At 46.7% G+C, this 17,197-nt stretch carries 18 protein-coding genes; 5 read left to right on the top strand and 13 right to left on the bottom strand.

Annotated elements, in window-relative coordinates; genetic code table 11:
• Nucleotides 1–111: 111 nt before the first annotated feature.
• The 6 genes from KD909_RS02385 to KD909_RS02360 all read right to left on the bottom strand — a co-directional run bounded on the left by KD909_RS02385 (nucleotide 112) and on the right by KD909_RS02360 (nucleotide 4,558).
• Nucleotides 112–390, bottom strand: coding sequence for a hypothetical protein (locus KD909_RS02385; RefSeq protein WP_211782245.1), 279 nt, complete (start codon nucleotides 388–390; stop codon nucleotides 112–114).
• A gap of 57 nt (nucleotides 391–447) precedes the next feature.
• Nucleotides 448–1,497 (bottom strand): C45 family autoproteolytic acyltransferase/hydrolase, encoded by a 1,050-nt coding sequence (locus tag KD909_RS02380; protein ID WP_031422286.1) that lies wholly within the window; start codon nucleotides 1,495–1,497, stop codon nucleotides 448–450.
• A gap of 63 nt (nucleotides 1,498–1,560) precedes the next feature.
• Nucleotides 1,561–3,297: a methyl-accepting chemotaxis protein gene (locus KD909_RS02375; RefSeq protein ID WP_211782244.1), complete on the bottom strand. Its 1,737-nt coding sequence runs from the start codon at nucleotides 3,295–3,297 to the stop codon at nucleotides 1,561–1,563.
• A 97-nt stretch (nucleotides 3,298–3,394) separates the two neighbouring features.
• On the bottom strand, nucleotides 3,395–3,850 hold the full coding sequence (locus KD909_RS02370; protein ID WP_211782243.1) for a hypothetical protein: 456 nt from the start codon (nucleotides 3,848–3,850) through the stop codon (nucleotides 3,395–3,397).
• A gap of 11 nt (nucleotides 3,851–3,861) precedes the next feature.
• Nucleotides 3,862–4,284, bottom strand: coding sequence for a 3-hydroxyacyl-ACP dehydratase FabZ (gene fabZ / locus KD909_RS02365; RefSeq protein ID WP_047794831.1), 423 nt, complete (start codon nucleotides 4,282–4,284; stop codon nucleotides 3,862–3,864).
• Between the two features lie 13 nt (nucleotides 4,285–4,297).
• Nucleotides 4,298–4,558 carry a DNA-directed RNA polymerase subunit beta gene (locus tag KD909_RS02360; RefSeq protein ID WP_012727339.1) on the bottom strand — a complete coding sequence of 87 codons (261 nt, stop codon included), beginning with the start codon at nucleotides 4,556–4,558 and terminating at the stop codon, nucleotides 4,298–4,300.
• A 194-nt stretch (nucleotides 4,559–4,752) separates the two neighbouring features.
• On the opposite strand from KD909_RS02360, the gene mscL reads away from it, so the two are divergent.
• Nucleotides 4,753–5,133: a large conductance mechanosensitive channel protein MscL gene (gene mscL, locus KD909_RS02355; protein WP_012727340.1), complete on the top strand. Its 381-nt coding sequence runs from the start codon at nucleotides 4,753–4,755 to the stop codon at nucleotides 5,131–5,133.
• A gap of 16 nt (nucleotides 5,134–5,149) precedes the next feature.
• Here mscL and KD909_RS02350 read toward each other — a convergent pair whose 3' ends face one another.
• From KD909_RS02350 to KD909_RS02335, 4 genes are all read right to left on the bottom strand, one after another.
• Nucleotides 5,150–6,253: a glycerate kinase family protein gene (locus KD909_RS02350; RefSeq protein ID WP_211782242.1), complete on the bottom strand. Its 1,104-nt coding sequence runs from the start codon at nucleotides 6,251–6,253 to the stop codon at nucleotides 5,150–5,152.
• Between the two features lie 60 nt (nucleotides 6,254–6,313).
• A complete protein-coding gene (locus KD909_RS02345) occupies nucleotides 6,314–7,096 on the bottom strand; it encodes a flagellar hook-basal body protein (protein ID WP_012727342.1) in 783 nt (260 codons plus the stop codon).
• An 11-nt stretch (nucleotides 7,097–7,107) separates the two neighbouring features.
• Nucleotides 7,108–7,881 (bottom strand): flagellar hook-basal body protein, encoded by a 774-nt coding sequence (locus tag KD909_RS02340; RefSeq protein ID WP_012727343.1) that lies wholly within the window; start codon nucleotides 7,879–7,881, stop codon nucleotides 7,108–7,110.
• Nucleotides 7,882–7,979: 98 nt separating this feature from the next.
• Nucleotides 7,980–9,935, bottom strand: coding sequence for a HAMP domain-containing sensor histidine kinase (locus KD909_RS02335; protein ID WP_211782241.1), 1,956 nt, complete (start codon nucleotides 9,933–9,935; stop codon nucleotides 7,980–7,982).
• A gap of 186 nt (nucleotides 9,936–10,121) precedes the next feature.
• On the opposite strand from KD909_RS02335, the gene KD909_RS02330 reads away from it, so the two are divergent.
• Complete coding sequence (locus KD909_RS02330; protein ID WP_211782240.1) at nucleotides 10,122–11,903, top strand: sensor histidine kinase; 1,782 nt, start codon at nucleotides 10,122–10,124, stop codon at nucleotides 11,901–11,903.
• A complete protein-coding gene (locus tag KD909_RS02325) occupies nucleotides 11,884–12,663 on the top strand; it encodes a response regulator (RefSeq protein WP_159562966.1) in 780 nt (259 codons plus the stop codon). Before KD909_RS02330 ends, KD909_RS02325 begins: the two co-directional genes overlap by 20 nt.
• 62 nt (nucleotides 12,664–12,725) lie before the next feature.
• On the opposite strand, the gene KD909_RS02320 is transcribed toward KD909_RS02325, so the two are convergent.
• Nucleotides 12,726–13,487: an SDR family oxidoreductase gene (locus tag KD909_RS02320; protein WP_211782239.1), complete on the bottom strand. Its 762-nt coding sequence runs from the start codon at nucleotides 13,485–13,487 to the stop codon at nucleotides 12,726–12,728.
• Nucleotides 13,488–13,675: 188 nt separating this feature from the next.
• On the opposite strand from KD909_RS02320, the gene KD909_RS02315 reads away from it, so the two are divergent.
• Both KD909_RS02315 and KD909_RS02310 read left to right on the top strand, forming a co-directional pair.
• A complete protein-coding gene (locus tag KD909_RS02315; RefSeq protein WP_159562968.1) occupies nucleotides 13,676–14,182 on the top strand; it encodes a hypothetical protein in 507 nt (168 codons plus the stop codon).
• 13 nt (nucleotides 14,183–14,195) lie between these two features.
• Nucleotides 14,196–14,567, top strand: a complete 372-nt coding sequence (locus KD909_RS02310; RefSeq protein ID WP_211782238.1) for a VOC family protein — start codon at nucleotides 14,196–14,198, stop codon at nucleotides 14,565–14,567.
• A 42-nt stretch (nucleotides 14,568–14,609) separates the two neighbouring features.
• On the opposite strand, the gene KD909_RS02305 is transcribed toward KD909_RS02310, so the two are convergent.
• Nucleotides 14,610–15,596, bottom strand: coding sequence for a rod shape-determining protein (locus tag KD909_RS02305; RefSeq protein WP_074035738.1), 987 nt, complete (start codon nucleotides 15,594–15,596; stop codon nucleotides 14,610–14,612).
• Between the two features lie 81 nt (nucleotides 15,597–15,677).
• A complete protein-coding gene (murA, locus tag KD909_RS02300) occupies nucleotides 15,678–16,979 on the bottom strand; it encodes a UDP-N-acetylglucosamine 1-carboxyvinyltransferase (protein ID WP_211782237.1) in 1,302 nt (433 codons plus the stop codon).
• Nucleotides 16,980–17,197: the final 218 nt, after the last annotated feature.

Genomic DNA, 17,197 nt, shown 5'->3' with positions numbered 1-17,197 from the left:
AATCCTCCTTAAAATCATTTTCACCTGAATCATAATATGAAAAATATTTTTATGCAAGCGTTTACTGTAAAAAATATTTTAAAAAGAGTGACCTCGTTTGGTCACTCCAGATTACCCTCGACTTTTCCGCGTCAACGTCAATCCACCAAATCCACTGATGACAGCGATGTAAAATCCTAAATCATAGAACCAGCCCGTATTGTTCACTTCATACACACGATACGTATCATTGAATAATCCTAAAATGAGTGAGATCGGTGCAATCCATCCGTGCCAAATACCCCAGAAAAAACCTGCCGGATCCGTCGTGTACGTCCCGTCACCCGGAACACAACCTCCGAGTAGTGTAACAAGTGTCAGCATGACGAGTATGATTCCAAATCGTTTCATCTTTCATCCCTCCTGTTATGTGTATTCCCGATTATCGAAAAAAAGCACTGACAAACGTCAGCGCCACAATTGAACCGTATTCGCAAACTCGATATCTGTCGCCAATTCCCCGTCAAGTGCATGGATGTCGAAGTCTTCCCCATCGAGCCATTTTTGAAAATCAAAGATGACCGGGTCACGGTCTCCACCGAGCGCAAACCAGGTCTCGAGCGTTTCTGGGAAATAAGCAGCCGTGTGAATCGTTCCCGCCCAGCTCTTGTACAATTCTGAAAAGACGCCCTTGTCGGTGTCGTTCATGAGACGGAATGCGCTCTCCGCATCTTGGATCAAGTGTTGCACGACTTTGATTTCCATCATGCGACGCGTCGAATCGTCGAGATGATAGCGGTTTTCATGTTGCAGTAACTCGAAATGATTCGTACAAATATTTGATTCCCGTACTTGGATGTCTCGCGGCGTCGCCTCGATTACACGTGTCTTCGACGATTTGTCGTGGACGACGTACGTGAATGAACCACGATGCGGAATTTCTTTTAATAAATCGACCGCTTCTTCCACTGTCGCGCATGTTTCCAGAATGATTCGTCCAATCATCTGACAGACAAACCCGTCCCCAGGTCGACGACGATTGATGAAATTGTAGCCCATGGCAAGTCCTTTTTCATTCATTCCGTCCATACGTCCGGTGACACGAGAGACCGGTCCGATGACCGCATACCCGTCATCCGGTTGAAAGACGTTGTATCGACCGTCATACGTCATCGGGTGATAATCGTAATTCCGAACGAGAAAGTTATCCCCCGTCAAAATCGAACAGCCGCTGATTGGATTGTTGACTCGAAAATGTCCGAAATGAAGTAACGTGTCATTGAGCGACAGCTTCAGCTCATCTTGTAACCCAATCAACTCTTCCCAAATCTTTGGAGCAAATTCATCGAAGGCAGCCTTCGCCTCAGTGGCATCAATCTCAAATCGCGGAACGCGTAGTTTCCACTGATCCGTCCGATTTTCGAGCAATTGACTGCGCTTAATATATTTTCCTTGAAATCGTCCGAAGTCATAATGACTTCCCCGAAACTGTGTCAGTTCACTAGAGAATTGTTGCATGAAAAAACCTCCCTTGCGCCCATTATAGCGGACGCACGAGAGGTCTGTCTGAAGTGAGACTGTTTATAACTTGAACTGTTGACTCATTCGTTGCATGTCCTCTGCCGTGCTCGACAAATCTTTTACGAGACGGTTCATCGTCTCACTCGTCGCCGACATCTGTTCCGTCGAAGCAGCCACTTCCTCATTTCCGGCCGTACTTTCTTCTGAAATCGAAGCAATTTCAGACAGTCCATGTTGAATGTGGTCCTGGTTCGTCTTCACTCGATCGAGTTGGCCACGCATCGAACTCGTCAACTGTTGCATGTGACGAACGCTCTGTTCGATTTCAGTGAACGCACGCTTCGTCGATTCAAGTGTCGCTTTCCCTTCCTCTGCCGCCGTCATGCTCTCTGTAAAGGTTTGACCGAGCGCAATCGAGTTTTGTTTGACGCTTCCGACGATTTCCGAAATTTCACTGACCGACTCCGCGACACTATCCGAAAGTTTCCGAATCTCCGAGGCGACGACGGCAAACCCTTTTCCGTGTTCACCGGCCCGAGCCGCTTCAATCGCTGCATTGAGTGCAAGCAAGTTTGTCTGTTGTGAAATTTGACGAATCATCGTGACCAGTTCCGTCACCTCGTCCGCTTGTTGTTCAAAGTCGCGGACTTGTCCTTGTGATGTTTTTACTTGCGCATGAATGTGAGTCATTTGATTGACGGCACTCTCCATGTAACGTAGACCATCCATCGTCACCCGACTGACGACTTCCGCCTGCTCACTCACTTGTTCTCCGTCTGATGTCGTTTGCTCGACAAGTGTCGAAAATTCATTCATATGTCCGTAAAGACGCATCGTCAAGACACTTTGATTCTCGACACCGCTCGCAATCTCCTCCATCGTATAGGCAATTTGGCGAGAGGCATCATTTACCTCTTCTGAGATACCTGAAACGTTGCCACTCTCATCCCGTACCGTCTGTGCCGACGTTTGAATGCCGGAAATCAAATCTTTTAACATGTGTGTCATCTTATCCATCGACACCGTCAGACGTTTGATTTCGTCATTAGATTTTAACTTAATACCCTCAACCGCAGTCGTCGCTGTCGCCAAATCACCTTCAGCAATAGATGTGGCCACACGCTCTAATGCTTGGAGCGGACGCAATTTCCAGCCAAGATAACGCCAGATGATGATTCCCGAAACGACAAGGAGCACGAGTAAACCGATTAAGATTGGAACTAAACTCTCTTTTAAGACATCTCCTGTAATCGCGGAGACCTCAGTAGCAGCTTTATCAATTCCGAGTACCCCAACTACCTCGTTCCCTTGTTTAATCGGGACAAGCACCGTCACATACTTCCCGTACTCCGGATCATCGATGACATCGGTTGTGACGGTCTCACCTTGGAATGCGGGCGTTGCTCCTTCATACGTCATCGCTGTAGTCGGAGAACCAATCTCCGCAGCATCCGCTTCGCTCAATCCGTCCACGATCATTCGAACTTCCTCGCCCTCTGTGGCGATCGTGTATACATACATTGCTCCAATTTGCTGACGATATGCATCTAAGTATTCACGAAACTGCTCATACTGCTCATTTTTTGACGGATTCGCTACGAAGGATGCATAGGCATCGACATCCAAAGATTCACTAATCCGTTCACCATCTTCAATTAACGTCGCATGTAACGTACTGAGTACGGAATGCTTCGTACTGAAGTATTGCACTACTCCAAACAAAATGATGAGCAACGTGACGAAGACTAACATTGATGCTAGAATGCGCGTCTGTAAAGACTCTGATTTTTGTTTCATCTCAAAATTCCTCCATTCTCTCCTTACTCTTTTTATCGGATAGAATAGATTTATCTCCACAAAAAAACAGGCGATTTTCGACAACATCGCCTGTTTCTTATTCACCATTTGTCGAATTAATGACTTCGAGTGGTATCGTGACTTCCGATTCACCTTCTTCAACGAGATGGAAGAGTGGAAGTGTCTCTGATACGAACAGATCCGGGTCTACGTCTGTCTGATACTCATACGTCCGAATATCCTCTTCACGCTCTGCAATCAGTTCACCAAATGGAATCGCAACGCGTTCGCCTTCGACCTCATAACTCATGACCGTCGTCGGATCAAGACGACGATTTTCGAGCATTCGAATCGTGAAGAGCATCGTCGTGTTATTCGTTCGTTCAAGAGAAACGGCGATTGCATCGGACTGTCCTGCACGTTTATCAATCATCGTTTCATCCACATTTTGCTCGTAAACGACGTTCTCTTCACTCGACTCTTCTGTCTGGAGCTGCTGACAACCTACAATCGTCATTAAGCCGACCAATACCACAATAACTAAAGCACGCATCCCATTTCTCCTTACTTCAAGGCGAAAGTGAGTTCTGCTTCACAAGCAACTTCTCCATCGACCGTGGCCACGGCACGTCCTTTACCAATCGGTCCACGAATTTTCATGATTTCTACCTCGAGGCGAAGTTGATCACCCGGGACGACTTGGCGTTTGAAACGGCAGTTGTCAATCCCTGCAAAAAAGGCGAGCTTGCCTCGATTCGATTCGTCTTTCAACATTGCAAAAGCACCGACTTGTGCGAGTGCTTCCACAATCAAGACACCTGGCATGACATTATAGTCTGGGAAATGCCCGTTAAAGAACTCTTCATTCGCCGTGACATTTTTTAATCCGACAGCACGCTTCTTTTCCTCGACTTCGACAATTCGATCAATTAACAGAAACGGGTATCTGTGTGGGATTACTTCTTTAATTTGCTCAATTGTATACATCCATCCACCGCCTTTAAGAGGTTAGCCAAAAATCGGTGATATGGCGCCAGGTCTCGATGTCAAATACATCTTTCCAATCGCCTCCGCCAATGACGCTATATCCAATGACCGCTCCGAGGGCGAGCATCGCGATTGCCAACACTAAAACAACGAGCACACGCAGTAAGATCGGGAATCGACGATGATTCGACAATCGTGTTCGCTTCTTCTGCTTCGTCTCTTGTTCTGGTGAACCTTTTTGTTCTTCCGAACTCGTCTGTTCATCGTTCGCCACGTCCAACCATCCTTTCAGCTAAAATAATTATATCATATTAGTACCTGGTATTAAAATGCGTAAATTGCTACCTTTTTAGTGTACCCTATGCAGAAAAGTCGAACAAGCATCCTTCCCTGTCATAAGGCGAACGATTTTTTCCTTTCTCTTTAAATATGCTACGCTTAAACTATTCAACGTCAGGAGGTTTGTTTATGTGGAAAGAATTTAAAAAATTCGCGATGCGTGGGAATGTCATCGACTTAGCCGTCGCCGTCGTACTCGGCGCGGCCTTCACGGCTATCGTGAATTCACTCGTCAACGATATCTTTATGCCGCTTCTCGGAATCATTATCGGAGGAATCGATTTTTCAAGCTTAAAAGCAAGCATCTTAGGCGTTGACGTTTTATACGGCAATTTCATACAACAGATTGTATCCTTCTTCTTGATTGCCATCGCCCTCTTCTTGATTGTGAAAGTCATCAATCGTTTACAGCGTGAAAAAGAAGTGGAGGAAGCTGCTATTCCGACACCAACGAAAGAAGAGCAACTGTTGACAGAGATTCGTGATCTGCTAAAAGATCGTTCTTTATGAATGCGAAGGCGCCCGACTACTGTCGTGGCGCCTTTTCAATGAGGTGACGCACGCGTTGGACCGCATTCGTCAGCAACGGAGCTGCTTCCCAAATCGCTTCTTCTAACGTCATGATCCGAGACACAATCGGAAAAATGGCGACGATGCCGGACTCCATATGCGATGTGTAATCGGACTGTCCGGTGAAGACGAGGGTCGGGACCCCATGCGTATTCGCAAGGCGTGCCAACCCATACGGTGCCTTTCCCTCAAAGCTTTGCGCGTCAAATTTACCCTCTCCTGTAATCAGCCAATCTGCTTTTTCTAACTGTTCTTCGAGCTTAGACCAACTGACCACTTCTTCGATGCCACTCACGTAGGTTGCACCAAGCTGCAATAGTGCAAAGCCGATGCCGCCAGCCGCCCCTGCTCCAGGAAGTGCTCTTCTATCCACTTCAAAACAGTTCGCGTAGTGATCGAGGATCCGGTCATATCGCTTCACTACATCTGCCGCCAATCCTTTCTGGGGTCCGAACACATAGGCTGCTCCGCTTCCACCAATCAATGGGTTCTGTACATCGGAAGACATTCTCCATACGACCTCGCGCGCACGCGGATGAAGACCGGACCAATCAATTGATGCCACTTCTTCTAGTCGATGGGGAATGGTCGATAACACAGCACCGTTCGCATCAAGAAAACGAACACCCAACGCCTCAAGCAATCCTTTCCCACCATCCATAGTTCCGCTCCCTCCGAGCCCGATGGTGATGATCTTCGCCCCACGCTCTAGCGCTTGAACGATCTGTTGACCGACTCCGACTGAACTGTAGCGCCACGGATCGACATGAGCGAGGAGTGTCAATCCTGCTGTTTCCGCCACTTCGATTACCGCGTGCCTCGTTGACGGCTCGAAACCAAAACGTGCAACGCGCTGTATTCCATCCAAGCACACGACATTTTCTTCTATAATGGTTCCTTCTGCATGTGTCGCAATCCAAGCATCCAAAAAACCTTCTCCTCCGTCAGAGATCGGTATGATGGTGACCTCATGCCCTTCAAGCGCACGAAGGACCGCTTGATTTGCTTCCATACTCGAAAGTGAGCCTTTGAATGAATCCATCGCGACTACAATCCGCATTGATGCTTCTCCCCCTTTGTCTATAAAAAAACCGCTTCTCGGCTCGAGAAGCGGTATGCGTTATGGACGTAACGCCGTGACAAGCCCCATCATCTGATCGCTCATTGACATCGCCCGTGAGTTCATTTGATATGCTCGTTGTGTGATTGTCATATCAGTCATCTCTTTCGTCAAATCAACGTTCGATGACTCGAGTGTCCCTTCAATCAATAGATTTCCGAGTGGACGATCGACTTCGGTCTCCAAATCCGCTGCGAACACGTTATCTCCGAGCGGACGTAATTCCGACGTATTGCGGACTTCTACGATGTCGAGACGTCCGAATTCTTGTTCAACGCCATTCACACTCGCAACGACCACACCGTCTTGACGAATGCGCTGATTCGTCGCATCGTTCGGCATCGTGATTGGATTACCGTCATCTCCAAGAAGCGGATTCCCGTTCACATCAACGAGCGTCGTCTCGTCACCGACTGACAATTGCATGTTTCCACTTCGAGTCACCCCGACACCGTTCGGCGTGTCCACGACAAAAAATTGACGGCTCGCCTTCAAAAAGACGTCCAATCCACGATCTGTCGTACGTACTTGTCCGATATTGAACTGCTGTGTAATATCGGCGACATGTCCCCCGACTCCAATCCGAATCCCGTTCGGTGTGTCTCGACCGACTTCGAATTCAGGACGCGGTTGGTTGTTATACGCCTGCGACAATAGCGAAGCAAAATGCCCCTGTTGACGCTTAAAGCCGACCGTATCGACGTTTGCGATATTGTGACCTGTCACATCTAATTGACGCTGAAGTTGAGACAGAGAGTTGACCGAGTTATAAATGGACTGCATGGTGTTCCTCCTTAACGAATACGAGCGATTTCGATTGCTCGCTCGGCACTTTTATCATACGCTTGGACGACCTTTTGATTCGCCTCAAACTGACGATACGTCATCATCAAGTCTGCCATCGTCTGGTCGAGGTTGACGTTCGCTTCTTCAATAAATCCTTGTAGTACTTCGACCTGGGCCGGCGCCGGGGCATCACCCGTCACACGCCAGTCATTGCCGACTTGTTCAAGAGTCGTCAAGTCATCGATTTGGTAGGCACCAAGAGTCGCCACGTTTTGTCCAAGCGATGTGATGACACCATCTTTCCCTACTTGAAACTCGCTCGATGGTAATTGGATTCGTTCCCCTTCATCAGAAAGGATATATCCGCCGTCCGCAGAACGAAGGAAGAGCGCCTCATCGATCGAGAAGCGTCCATTTGTCGTATACAACGTCTCGCCGCCTTGTTCGACCGCAAACATCGGGGCTCCCGTAAAATCAGTAGGTGCCTTTAAATACAGGTCGGTCGGGCTACCGGATTCTGTGATACTTCCAGCTGAGAATCGGGGCATTGTTTCTTGAAGATAGACGCCCATTGATAGGGTACCTACTTCTCCCTTCACGCGCGATTTCGCGTTATCCGGATTGCTGACTTGTGCGAGCAACATCTCAGGGAATGAACGGACCACGCCATCAGACGCTTTGAAGCCTGGTGTTCTCACATTACCAAGGTTGTTGCTCAAAATCTCTTGTTGGCGTTGCAGGGCATTCATCGCTCCCGCTGCTGTATATAATCCGCGTAGCATAATCGTCTTCCTTTCATCCTGTAACATGATTCACTCTCTATATCGTACCAAACGAGCGTGACATTCACCGTTTTTTCAAAAAAAGTTCATCCCATAAATTAGGATGAACTCTCTTCGTTGACATGGTCGACCATCGGTAACTCGACAATCATCGTCGTTCCTTCTGCAAGTTGAGATTGAACAGAGATGGTACCACCGTGCAGTTGAACGATTTCTTTACAGATCGCTAAACCTAATCCGGTTCCACCGATCCGTTTACTTTCTTCCGAGGCCGAACGATAAAATTTATCAAAGATTCGTGCCGCATCTTCTTCCGAAAGACCTAATCCTTCGTCAGTGATTCCAACTCGAATCGAATCACCTTCACACGTGACATCGACCGTCACATTTCCACCGTTTGGTGAATATTTGATGGCATTGTTCAAGATGTTCGAGAAGACTTGTCGCAATTGGGCCGGATCTCCCGCGACGAATAACGATTCGTCACAATCAAAGTGGAAGAAATGATGCTCTGTCGACCCTGCGTGGATTTCAAGTAAATCTGATAATAAATCGTATAGACTCTCTACTTTAAAGTCTGGTACGCTCATACCCGCCTCCATTTTTTGGACATCTAACAAGTCACTCACGAGCCGTTCGAGTCGCTTCGTTTCACTCGCAATCATGTCTAAATAGCGTTCTCGTTTCGCGTTTTCCAATTGACGACTTTTGAGCAGTTCGGAAAAACCGAGAATCGAGGTAAGAGGAGTCCGAAGCTCATGGGATACTGTCGCCACAAGCTCAGTCTTCAAGCGATTGATTTCTGTTTCCTGGGTAATATCTCGTGACACGAAGATGACACCCACGCGTTCATTTTGCAGATCAATCGGTTCGGCGTACATGCGAATCGTTTTCTGACCTTCCTGCATCGTATACGTGAACGTTTCATCGAACATGCCCTCTTCTTTAGCACGCTTCGTGAAGCGATTCAGTCCCTCTTGATCATCAATCTGATTCATGAACATCGGGTAATACATCACAATCGGATATAGACTGCCCCGTTCTGTTGTCGGAATCGGATGTTCATATAAATCAAAGAGCGCACTGTTCCCAAAGCGTTCATTCGTTTTAAGTTCCGTGTAGACGATAGAATCGCGCATCGTGTGCAAAATTCGAGCGGTCTTCTCACGTTCGAGATCGACTTGATCTTGTTGGGTCCGAAGTGAGGTCGCCATCTCATTAAACGCTTTCGACAACTGTCCGACTTCGTTTTGCAGTGGTTTAATCGGGATGAGTGTCGCGCTCGGGTTGCTCGCGAGACGCTCACTGTTTACCATCAGCGTCTGCAGTTGATTGGTCAACCTTAAAATATATGGCTGCAACCCGACAAACAATATGAACAATGCCCCGAGTAGAATCAAAAGCCACATCCATTGGGCTTTCACTAACTGTTTTGACAGCGCATCTCGCAATTCACTTTCTTGAAAATCAAGATTTTGTCGATAGTCGGTAAAGACCGACTCCATATCGACGATGCTCGCACTCATATCGGCAGCACTACTTGAGTTCAGTTTAAATCGCGTCTGAGTCGATGTTTCATTTTTCGGCATGAATTGCCCTACGGTGCGCATCTGCAGGAACGATTCATCGATTTCTCCTGCCTGCTTCGCAATCACATACTGCTCAAGTGCCGGCATGACGCGTGTCGTATAGATCGAGAAGAGAAGTCTCGCATCCTCTGCGAACTGTACTTCTTCCGCGTTTCTCGCCTGTTCTTCGAACCATGTCGTTTGCTCGTCGATATTCGTTTGAGCTGTTCGTACTTCTTCTAATAGTGCACGTTCTCCTAGCAGGACGTGCCCTCGTAATTCGTATTGCATCGATTGCCACGTTTCAAACAGGTCTGTCGCCCGTGCACGTTGCTCACTGATTCGTTCTAATTTTACGGTCGTCTCTTGAATCGATTGCTGTGTATAAAAATAGGTCCCAATCGACGTGAGCGACACTAAGGCAATCAATATATAGAAAATCGTCAAGACTTGTCGACTAATGCGTTGTTCAATCCAACGTTTCATGGAATGCCTTCTTCCTTCACTCGTAGAATGCCTCACTTCGTACGGTGAATGACTTTTTCTGTTCAAACAAAAAAAGTTCGGGTACGATGATGAGACGGAGAGTCACTTCAAAAATTCATTCACCTATTAGGAAGAATAACGGAATGACCTCACAAGAAACTCACAAAGATTGAAGGGAATGTGTTCATGACGCGTAATCGAATGACGTTTATCCTCATCCTTGTGATGTTGGTTGGCGTCAGTCTCACTTTATTGATTCGACATCAGTCAATCAATCCGATCGTCACCGTTAACAAGGGCGAAGCTTCTCTTCTCTCTTCTACTGTCGACGAAGAGATTTTGCGACTAGACGGCTCATGGCGCTATGAGTCAGGGATTGTCACCCAAGTTGATCGCCGCTCCTATCGAACCATTCCGTTTACAACCCCTTATCGGGAATCCACCTATGAACTCGATCTCGCGTTGCCGAACGGTACGTATGCCTTGCTCATTCCAAAGTCCCTCTCCTCTTCTACGATTTTGATAGATGGGAAAATGGTTAAAACGATACAAATTGGAAACAATCGTCTCGTCGAGCAGCCGTCTCTGCTCTTGCTCGATGATGAAACAAAACAATTCCGACTGACGATTCAACATGAACGACAGGCAGGTAATTTTGCACCCATCGAAGAAAGTATATTAGTCGGACCGTTACATGCCATCATGACCACGCAAAACGCTTATGCCGGCTACGAATTTTTCATGTTGCTCATTTCACTTTTGATTGCCATGTTCTATGCCATCGTCTATCTCTTTCACCGAAATGAACGGTTGTATGGTTTCGGAACAGCTTTCTTTTTGTTGACGAGTTTTTCAATCATGTCCCGAGACGGCATGTGGATCTCGGGTAGTGATAAGTTGACGTTAAGTTTAGCCATACTGAGCATCATCATGTTAATCGAGTTTTCGCGATGTTTGGAATGTGTGTCATTTGACCGGTTTTTGGCCATTTCGAGATATCCACTATATGGATTGACTGTACTAGCCATCTTCCTGCCCTCTTCCGTTTACGAAGTGTATGAATACTTTGTATGGATGATCGTTTTATTTATCACGTTCTTCTGGGTCGGATTGAATATTGGATGGCTCCTTGAAAAGTACAAGACAGGCAATCCGCTCGAGTTACTAACTTTCACACTCGCCCAACTCGTCGGGTATATCGGAATCATGACGTCGACGTTCATCGTCTCGCCCAATCAGCAATTATACGCCAATACGTTTACCATCATCTATTTCCTATTGATGTTTTTGCTTCTACCGATTCACCTGTCTACCGACAAAGGGAAAAAACAACAAGTTGAAGCGTTGGCCTCTCAGCACGAGATGTCCTTCTTTAACGCTCAAATCAAACCTCACTTCCTTTACAATACGTTTGGAAATGTGATTGCACTCTGTTACACGTCCCCACCCGATGCGGCTCGTCTACTCAGTCACTTGAGCACTTACGTCCGCTTCATTTTTGAAAATGGTCGAACCGAAAACGAGATATCGATTCGCCAAGAAGTCGATATGATTGACTCGTATCTCGCCATTGAACAGACGCGATTCCGTGATTCGTTCTACGTTGAGAAAGAAATTGATGAATCTCTTCTCGACTGTTCGATCCCACCTTTATTAATTCAACCACTCGTTGAAAATGCCGTGCGACATGGTCTCTATCGACACCCAGGACAAAAGCGATTGACACTTTCTATCCAGGAACGAAATGGAATGATTGAGATTTATGTTCAAGATACAGGGAGTGGTTTTGATCCAAACGTATCAAACAAAACATCTGGGATTGGGATTTGCAATATTAAAAGTCGAATCGAACACCTTCATGGTGCAACGTTTGACTTAGCCTCCACTTTGAAAAAAGGCACCACCATTCACCTGCGTTTACCAAAACAGGAAAGGACGAATCATTTAGATGCGTACGATTTTAATTGAAGATGAACATCATATTTTAGGGATGATGGAGCGGATTGTAAAAGAGGAGCCGTCTCTTGAGTGGATTGGTTCATTCCAAAGTCCGGTTCAAGCTCTCACTTTTATTCAAGAGCACCCGGTAGACCTTGTCTTTTTAGATATTGAGATGCCTGAAATGACGGGGCTCGAATTGGCGACCTATTTGCCGGAACGGACACAAGTCGTCTTCACGACCGCCCATCAACAGTATGCCGTTGAAGCGTTCAATTTGCATGCCACGCATTACTTGTTGAAGCCCATCACAGAGCAGATGATTCATAACGTCATTCCGCGTATCATCCAGCGCTATGAGGCGATTCAACAAAAGAATCTCAATCAATCTTGTCGCATACAATTTCTAGATCGTTTTTCGGTACGAACACAAGATGGAAATCTTGTGAAGTGGCCAACACAAAAAACAGAGGAGTTATTTGCCTACTTAGTTTTTCATCGTAAGCAGGTCATTAATAAGTGGGTGCTTGCCGAAACCCTTTACCCGGACATCGATGAACCACAACGCGCCTTACACAACGTATACAACACGATTTATCGATTGAAAAAGACGTTAGCTGAACATGAACTCGATATAACTGTTAATACAATAAATAATGGCTATTCGATCGAACTTGGTGATTCCTGTGCCTGTGATTATTACGATTGGCTTGATGCACCAAATCCTTCAATTTCTAAAACAGACTTAAAAAATCGTTTATTTGTTGATAAAGACTATACATGGCATTGAAAAAGACATCTCACACTTAAAGTGAGATGCCTTCTTTTATTGTATCCATCGAACGTTCTCTATTAGCGCCCAGTAAACCCTCCGTCAACGTGAAGATGTTGGCCATTCACCCATGCGCCGTCTGGGCCCATCAAGAAAGCGACGAAGCGAGCCGTATCTTCAGGTGTCCCCATTCGCTTATAAGGAAATAATGGTAGCAAGTGTTCGCGAAGTTCGTCATTGATCCAACCCGTATCCGTCGGTCCCGGATCGAGAGCATTCACCGAAATGCCGTATTCTCCTAATCCGTTCGCCAACGCAGGTGTGATGGCAATCAATGCACCTTTCGTTGCGATGTAGGCCAGGTTATTCGCATCCGGTCCCCCCGATACGAAGAACAGGATTCGCCCATCTTGATGTCCCGCTTGTTTATAGCGCTCAATAAACGCAAAGGTGAGTCCGAGTGTCCCTTCGTTATTCACCAGGTAATGTTTTCTCAATACGTCGGTTGTAAAGTTCTCAACGTTGACAGGTCGCTCATAGGTCGCGTTATGGATTAGCCTGCTCGGTATACCGAGTTTAGCTTCCATTCGATCAAGTAATCCGACCTCGTCTCCTGAAGCCAAATCGTATGCCTCATGCTCGACACGGGTCCCTTCTTCAGTCAGTTCTTGAACCAATCGTTCGATGAAGCCAATTTCTTCCCCGATTCCTTCTTTAGCGTCAAACGGACTCCAGTGCGTCAAGTACAAGTCATGTCCTTCAGAAGCAAGTTTTCGCGCAATCGCAGCACCGATGCCTTGATTGCGACTGACGCCAGTAATGAGTGTAAGTGGTTTGTTCATGATGTCCTCCGATTCTATTTGATTATTCTGTTCAGTTCATTAGTGAATCGGTGCCATCATGATTCCCCTCTCATTGATTAATGATTCTATTATATACAATTTTTCCCACGAATGACCTATATATTCATATCCTCTTTAGATATGATGGACATATATGATTCATCACATCGGTATTGGGAGGCGTTTACTTGAAAAAGTTGATCATAACGACATTTTGTACATGGATATTGAGTGCTTTGCTCTATGCTGCCTTGACGGATGAATCATTTGTCACGCTTACCCAATCCGTCGACGTCAATCAGAACGTGTTGGAGCGCTACTTGACAACTCAAGTCATGTCTCCTAATTTCGGTGGGGATGTTTATGCCAGCTATCAAATCCTCGGGACGAGTACGACTCGACAGGAAGTGTATGTATGGGTGCTTCTACAAGAATATTATCCTAACCATCAACAACTTGAGCGAGGGACCGGAATATCTGCTCCAATCGTCTTACACATTGACCATTCCTCAGGAGTCTCTCGGATTGTCAATCATACGTTACCTCGAGATGGCTCATATTATCCTAGCGACTTACATACCCTATTCCCATTACATATTTCTATCGGCTTAATGTCTCACCCAACAGGACTTACCAACCGTCTCCAACGTCAACTTGAATCAGAGTTACCCCTTCCTGTTTCAAATACATATTGAAAGGATGAATCCCATGAGCCTCATTCAACAAATCAAACAAATCTACATCCCTGTCAAAGAGTTAGACCGTGCCGTTCAATTCTATCGAGACACGCTTGAGGTACCCTTTCTCTTTCAAGCAGGATTGCTCGCGTTCTTCGACTGTGGGGGCGTACGCCTCATGTTGTCCCCTCCTGAGAATGATGTATTTGTAAAATCAAGTCCAATCCTCTATTTGAGTGTCGCATCCATCGATGACGCTTATGTACAGTTGAAAAATGTAGGGGTGACTTTCATTGACGAACCACACTGTGTAGCAAAAATGGGGACGACAGAAACATGGATGAGTTTCTTTAAAGACTCTGAAGACAACGTGTTGGCACTTCTCTCTGAGGTGTCGAGTTGAATATACAAAAACAAGCGACCGCTCGCGCGGTCGCTTATCTGTTTACTTTAATCGATCTAAGTTCTCGAGCATGATCCCCGTTCCGTGCGCGACACTGAGTGTCGGCTCCTCGGCCATCATGACCGGCAACATGACACGTTCTGCGACAAGTTGATCAAGACCGTGAAGGAGTGACCCCCCACCTGTCATGATAATTCCGCGGTCGATGATATCCGCCGCAAGTTCTGGCGGTGTCTGTTCAAGGACACGTTTCGCTGCTTCGACGATTTCATTAGCTGATTCAGCCATCGCTTCACGAAGTTCTTCTGACGTGATAGTAACCGTACGTGGCAATCCACGTACCATGTCACGTCCGCGAATATCCATCGATTCGTTACGTCCTCCTGGGAAAACCGTCGCGATTTCTTTCTTGATTTGTTCAGCCGTACGTTCTCCGATGATCAGCTTGTGCTTCTCTTTGATGGCACGAAGGATGTCCGTATCGAAGCGATCCCCTGCAATCTTGATGGTCTCACCGCAGACGATGTCTCCCATTGATAAAATGGCGACGTCGGTCGTCCCACCACCGATATCGATGATCATGTGACCGACCGGCTTCCAAATATCCATGCCTGAACCGACTGCCGCAGCTTTTGGTTCGACGGCGAGGAAAACTTCCTTCGCGCCAGCTTTCTCAGCAGCTTCACGAATGGCTTTTGCTTCAACCGGCGTGACGTTCGCAGGTGTACAAATCAGCATGCGAATTCCCCCGAAGAAGCCTCGGACTTGAATTTTCTCGATGAAGTGACGGAGCATTTCTTCTGTTGTGGCGAAATCGGCGATGACTCCGTCACGGAGAGGACGGATCGCCACGATATCACCAGGTGTACGACCAACCATCTCATACGCTTCTGAACCGACTGCTAGTACTTTTCCTGTAGAGCGCTTTATCGCAACGACTGAAGGCTCGTCTAAGACGATTCCTTTCCCTTTGACGTGAATGACAACGTTTGCTGTCCCTAAATCAATCCCGATATCTTTTGAAAACATGATGTATAGGTTCCTCCGTTCGATTCTTCATTGAAAAGAGCGAGAAGAGTCTCTCCTCGCCCTCTCATTCGTGCTCGTTTCTTAGTTCTGAACCATTTCTTCAGCAACTTCGACAGTTCCTTCAATACGTTCGATGTCAGCACCGAGTGCTTGAAGTTTCTTGTGGAAATCAACGTATCCACGGTCGATATGATATAAATCTCCAACGCGTGTTTCTTCTTCCGCGATGAGACCTGCTAGAATAAGTGCTGCTCCGGCACGAAGGTCCGTTGCGACAACTTCCGCTCCTTGAAGGCGTACGCCACCTTTGACGATTGCCGAACGTCCTTCAATCTTAATGTCTGCGTTCATACGGCGGAACTCTTCGACGTGCATGAAGCGATTCTCAAACACCGTTTCCGTGATGACAGAAGTGCCGCCCGCTTTCAAGACGAGTGCCATCATTTGTGACTGCATGTCTGTCGGGAATCCTGGGTGTGGCATCGTCTTCACATCAACCGGCTTCAATTCGTCTGGTGCCGTGACACGCATGCCTTCTGCCGTATCCTCGAAGTGGACACCCATCTCTTCCATTTTTGAAATCAATGGACGAAGGTGCTCACGTTCTGCACCGATGACTTCGATGTCACTACCTGTGATCGCACCAGCAACGAGGAACGTGCCTGCTTCGATGCGGTCTGGAATAATCGAGTGTTCTGCACCGCGAAGTGTTTCTACACCTTCGATGCGGATTGTTTCTGTACCTGCACCGCGAACGTGTGCGCCCATTCCGTTTAAGAAGTTCGCAAGGTCGACGATCTCAGGTTCTTTTGCAACGTTCTCGATGATAGTCGTACCCTCTGCAAGCACAGCTGCCATCATGATGTTCTCTGTCGCACCAACAGATGGGAAGTCCAAGTAGATTTTAGCGCCTTGGAGACGGCCTTTTACAGAAGCTTCTACGAATCCGTTTCCGATGACCGTTTTCGCACCCATCGCTTCGAATCCTTTTAAGTGGAGGTCAATCGGACGTGAGCCGATTGAGCATCCGCCCGGCATTGCTACACGAGCGTGACCGAGACGGGCAAGAAGAGGTCCCATGACGAGGATTGAAGCACGCATCTTCCGCACGTACTCAAGCGGTGCTTCATCTTTGATGTCGCCCGACGCATCGACAGTTACTTCATTCTTTTCTTCATTGAACGATACCTCTGCACCGAGGTGACGAAGTACTTTGTTAATCGTGTACACGTCAGCAAGACGTGGTACGTTTTGTAAGATTGACTTTCCTTCGCTAGCTAATAGAGTGGCAACCAATGTTTTGAGTACGGCGTTTTTTGCTCCCTCAACGCGCACAGTACCTGACAGTTTACGTCCTCCACGGACTACAATCAAATCCTTCATATCTCTCTTTGTCCTCCAACTTCATTGTTTTTTTATATAGTGCGTCGATATCCGAATCCGGATGTGATGATGTCGATTATTTGAATGGTTTGCAAAACGTGATGATTTTTCATTCATTAATCAATCTGAATAATAAATAAGTGCAAATTGAATGAAAAAAACATCATGTCAGACGAATTTATCCTACATGATAATCATATAGGAGTCGTTACAGCAGG

The sequence above is a fragment of the Exiguobacterium sp. PFWT01 genome, assembly GCF_018255795.1.
Lineage (GTDB): Bacteria > Bacillota > Bacilli > Exiguobacteriales > Exiguobacteriaceae > Exiguobacterium.
Note: the sequence above shows the minus strand (reverse complement) of the source record. Positions and strands in the feature narration are given on the sequence as shown.

What these genes read in the sequence shown, in the direction of transcription:
- KD909_RS02385 (WP_211782245.1), bottom strand. Translation starts at nt 390, where the DNA reads ATGAAACGATTTGGAATCATACTCGTCATGCTGACACTTGTTACACTA.
- KD909_RS02380 (WP_031422286.1), bottom strand. Translation starts at nt 1,497, where the DNA reads ATGCAACAATTCTCTAGTGAACTGACACAGTTTCGGGGAAGTCATTAT.
- KD909_RS02375 (WP_211782244.1), bottom strand. Translation starts at nt 3,297, where the DNA reads ATGAAACAAAAATCAGAGTCTTTACAGACGCGCATTCTAGCATCAATG.
- KD909_RS02370 (WP_211782243.1), bottom strand. Translation starts at nt 3,850, where the DNA reads ATGCGTGCTTTAGTTATTGTGGTATTGGTCGGCTTAATGACGATTGTA.
- fabZ (WP_047794831.1), bottom strand. Translation starts at nt 4,284, where the DNA reads ATGTATACAATTGAGCAAATTAAAGAAGTAATCCCACACAGATACCCG.
- mscL (WP_012727340.1), top strand. Translation starts at nt 4,753, where the DNA reads ATGTGGAAAGAATTTAAAAAATTCGCGATGCGTGGGAATGTCATCGAC.
- KD909_RS02350 (WP_211782242.1), bottom strand. Translation starts at nt 6,253, where the DNA reads ATGCGGATTGTAGTCGCGATGGATTCATTCAAAGGCTCACTTTCGAGT.
- KD909_RS02345 (WP_012727342.1), bottom strand. Translation starts at nt 7,096, where the DNA reads ATGCAGTCCATTTATAACTCGGTCAACTCTCTGTCTCAACTTCAGCGT.
- KD909_RS02340 (WP_012727343.1), bottom strand. Translation starts at nt 7,881, where the DNA reads ATGCTACGCGGATTATATACAGCAGCGGGAGCGATGAATGCCCTGCAA.
- KD909_RS02335 (WP_211782241.1), bottom strand. Translation starts at nt 9,935, where the DNA reads ATGAAACGTTGGATTGAACAACGCATTAGTCGACAAGTCTTGACGATT.
- KD909_RS02330 (WP_211782240.1), top strand. Translation starts at nt 10,122, where the DNA reads ATGACGCGTAATCGAATGACGTTTATCCTCATCCTTGTGATGTTGGTT.
- KD909_RS02325 (WP_159562966.1), top strand. Translation starts at nt 11,884, where the DNA reads ATGCGTACGATTTTAATTGAAGATGAACATCATATTTTAGGGATGATG.
- KD909_RS02320 (WP_211782239.1), bottom strand. Translation starts at nt 13,487, where the DNA reads ATGAACAAACCACTTACACTCATTACTGGCGTCAGTCGCAATCAAGGC.
- KD909_RS02310 (WP_211782238.1), top strand. Translation starts at nt 14,196, where the DNA reads ATGAGCCTCATTCAACAAATCAAACAAATCTACATCCCTGTCAAAGAG.
- KD909_RS02305 (WP_074035738.1), bottom strand. Translation starts at nt 15,596, where the DNA reads ATGTTTTCAAAAGATATCGGGATTGATTTAGGGACAGCAAACGTTGTC.
- murA (WP_211782237.1), bottom strand. Translation starts at nt 16,979, where the DNA reads ATGAAGGATTTGATTGTAGTCCGTGGAGGACGTAAACTGTCAGGTACT.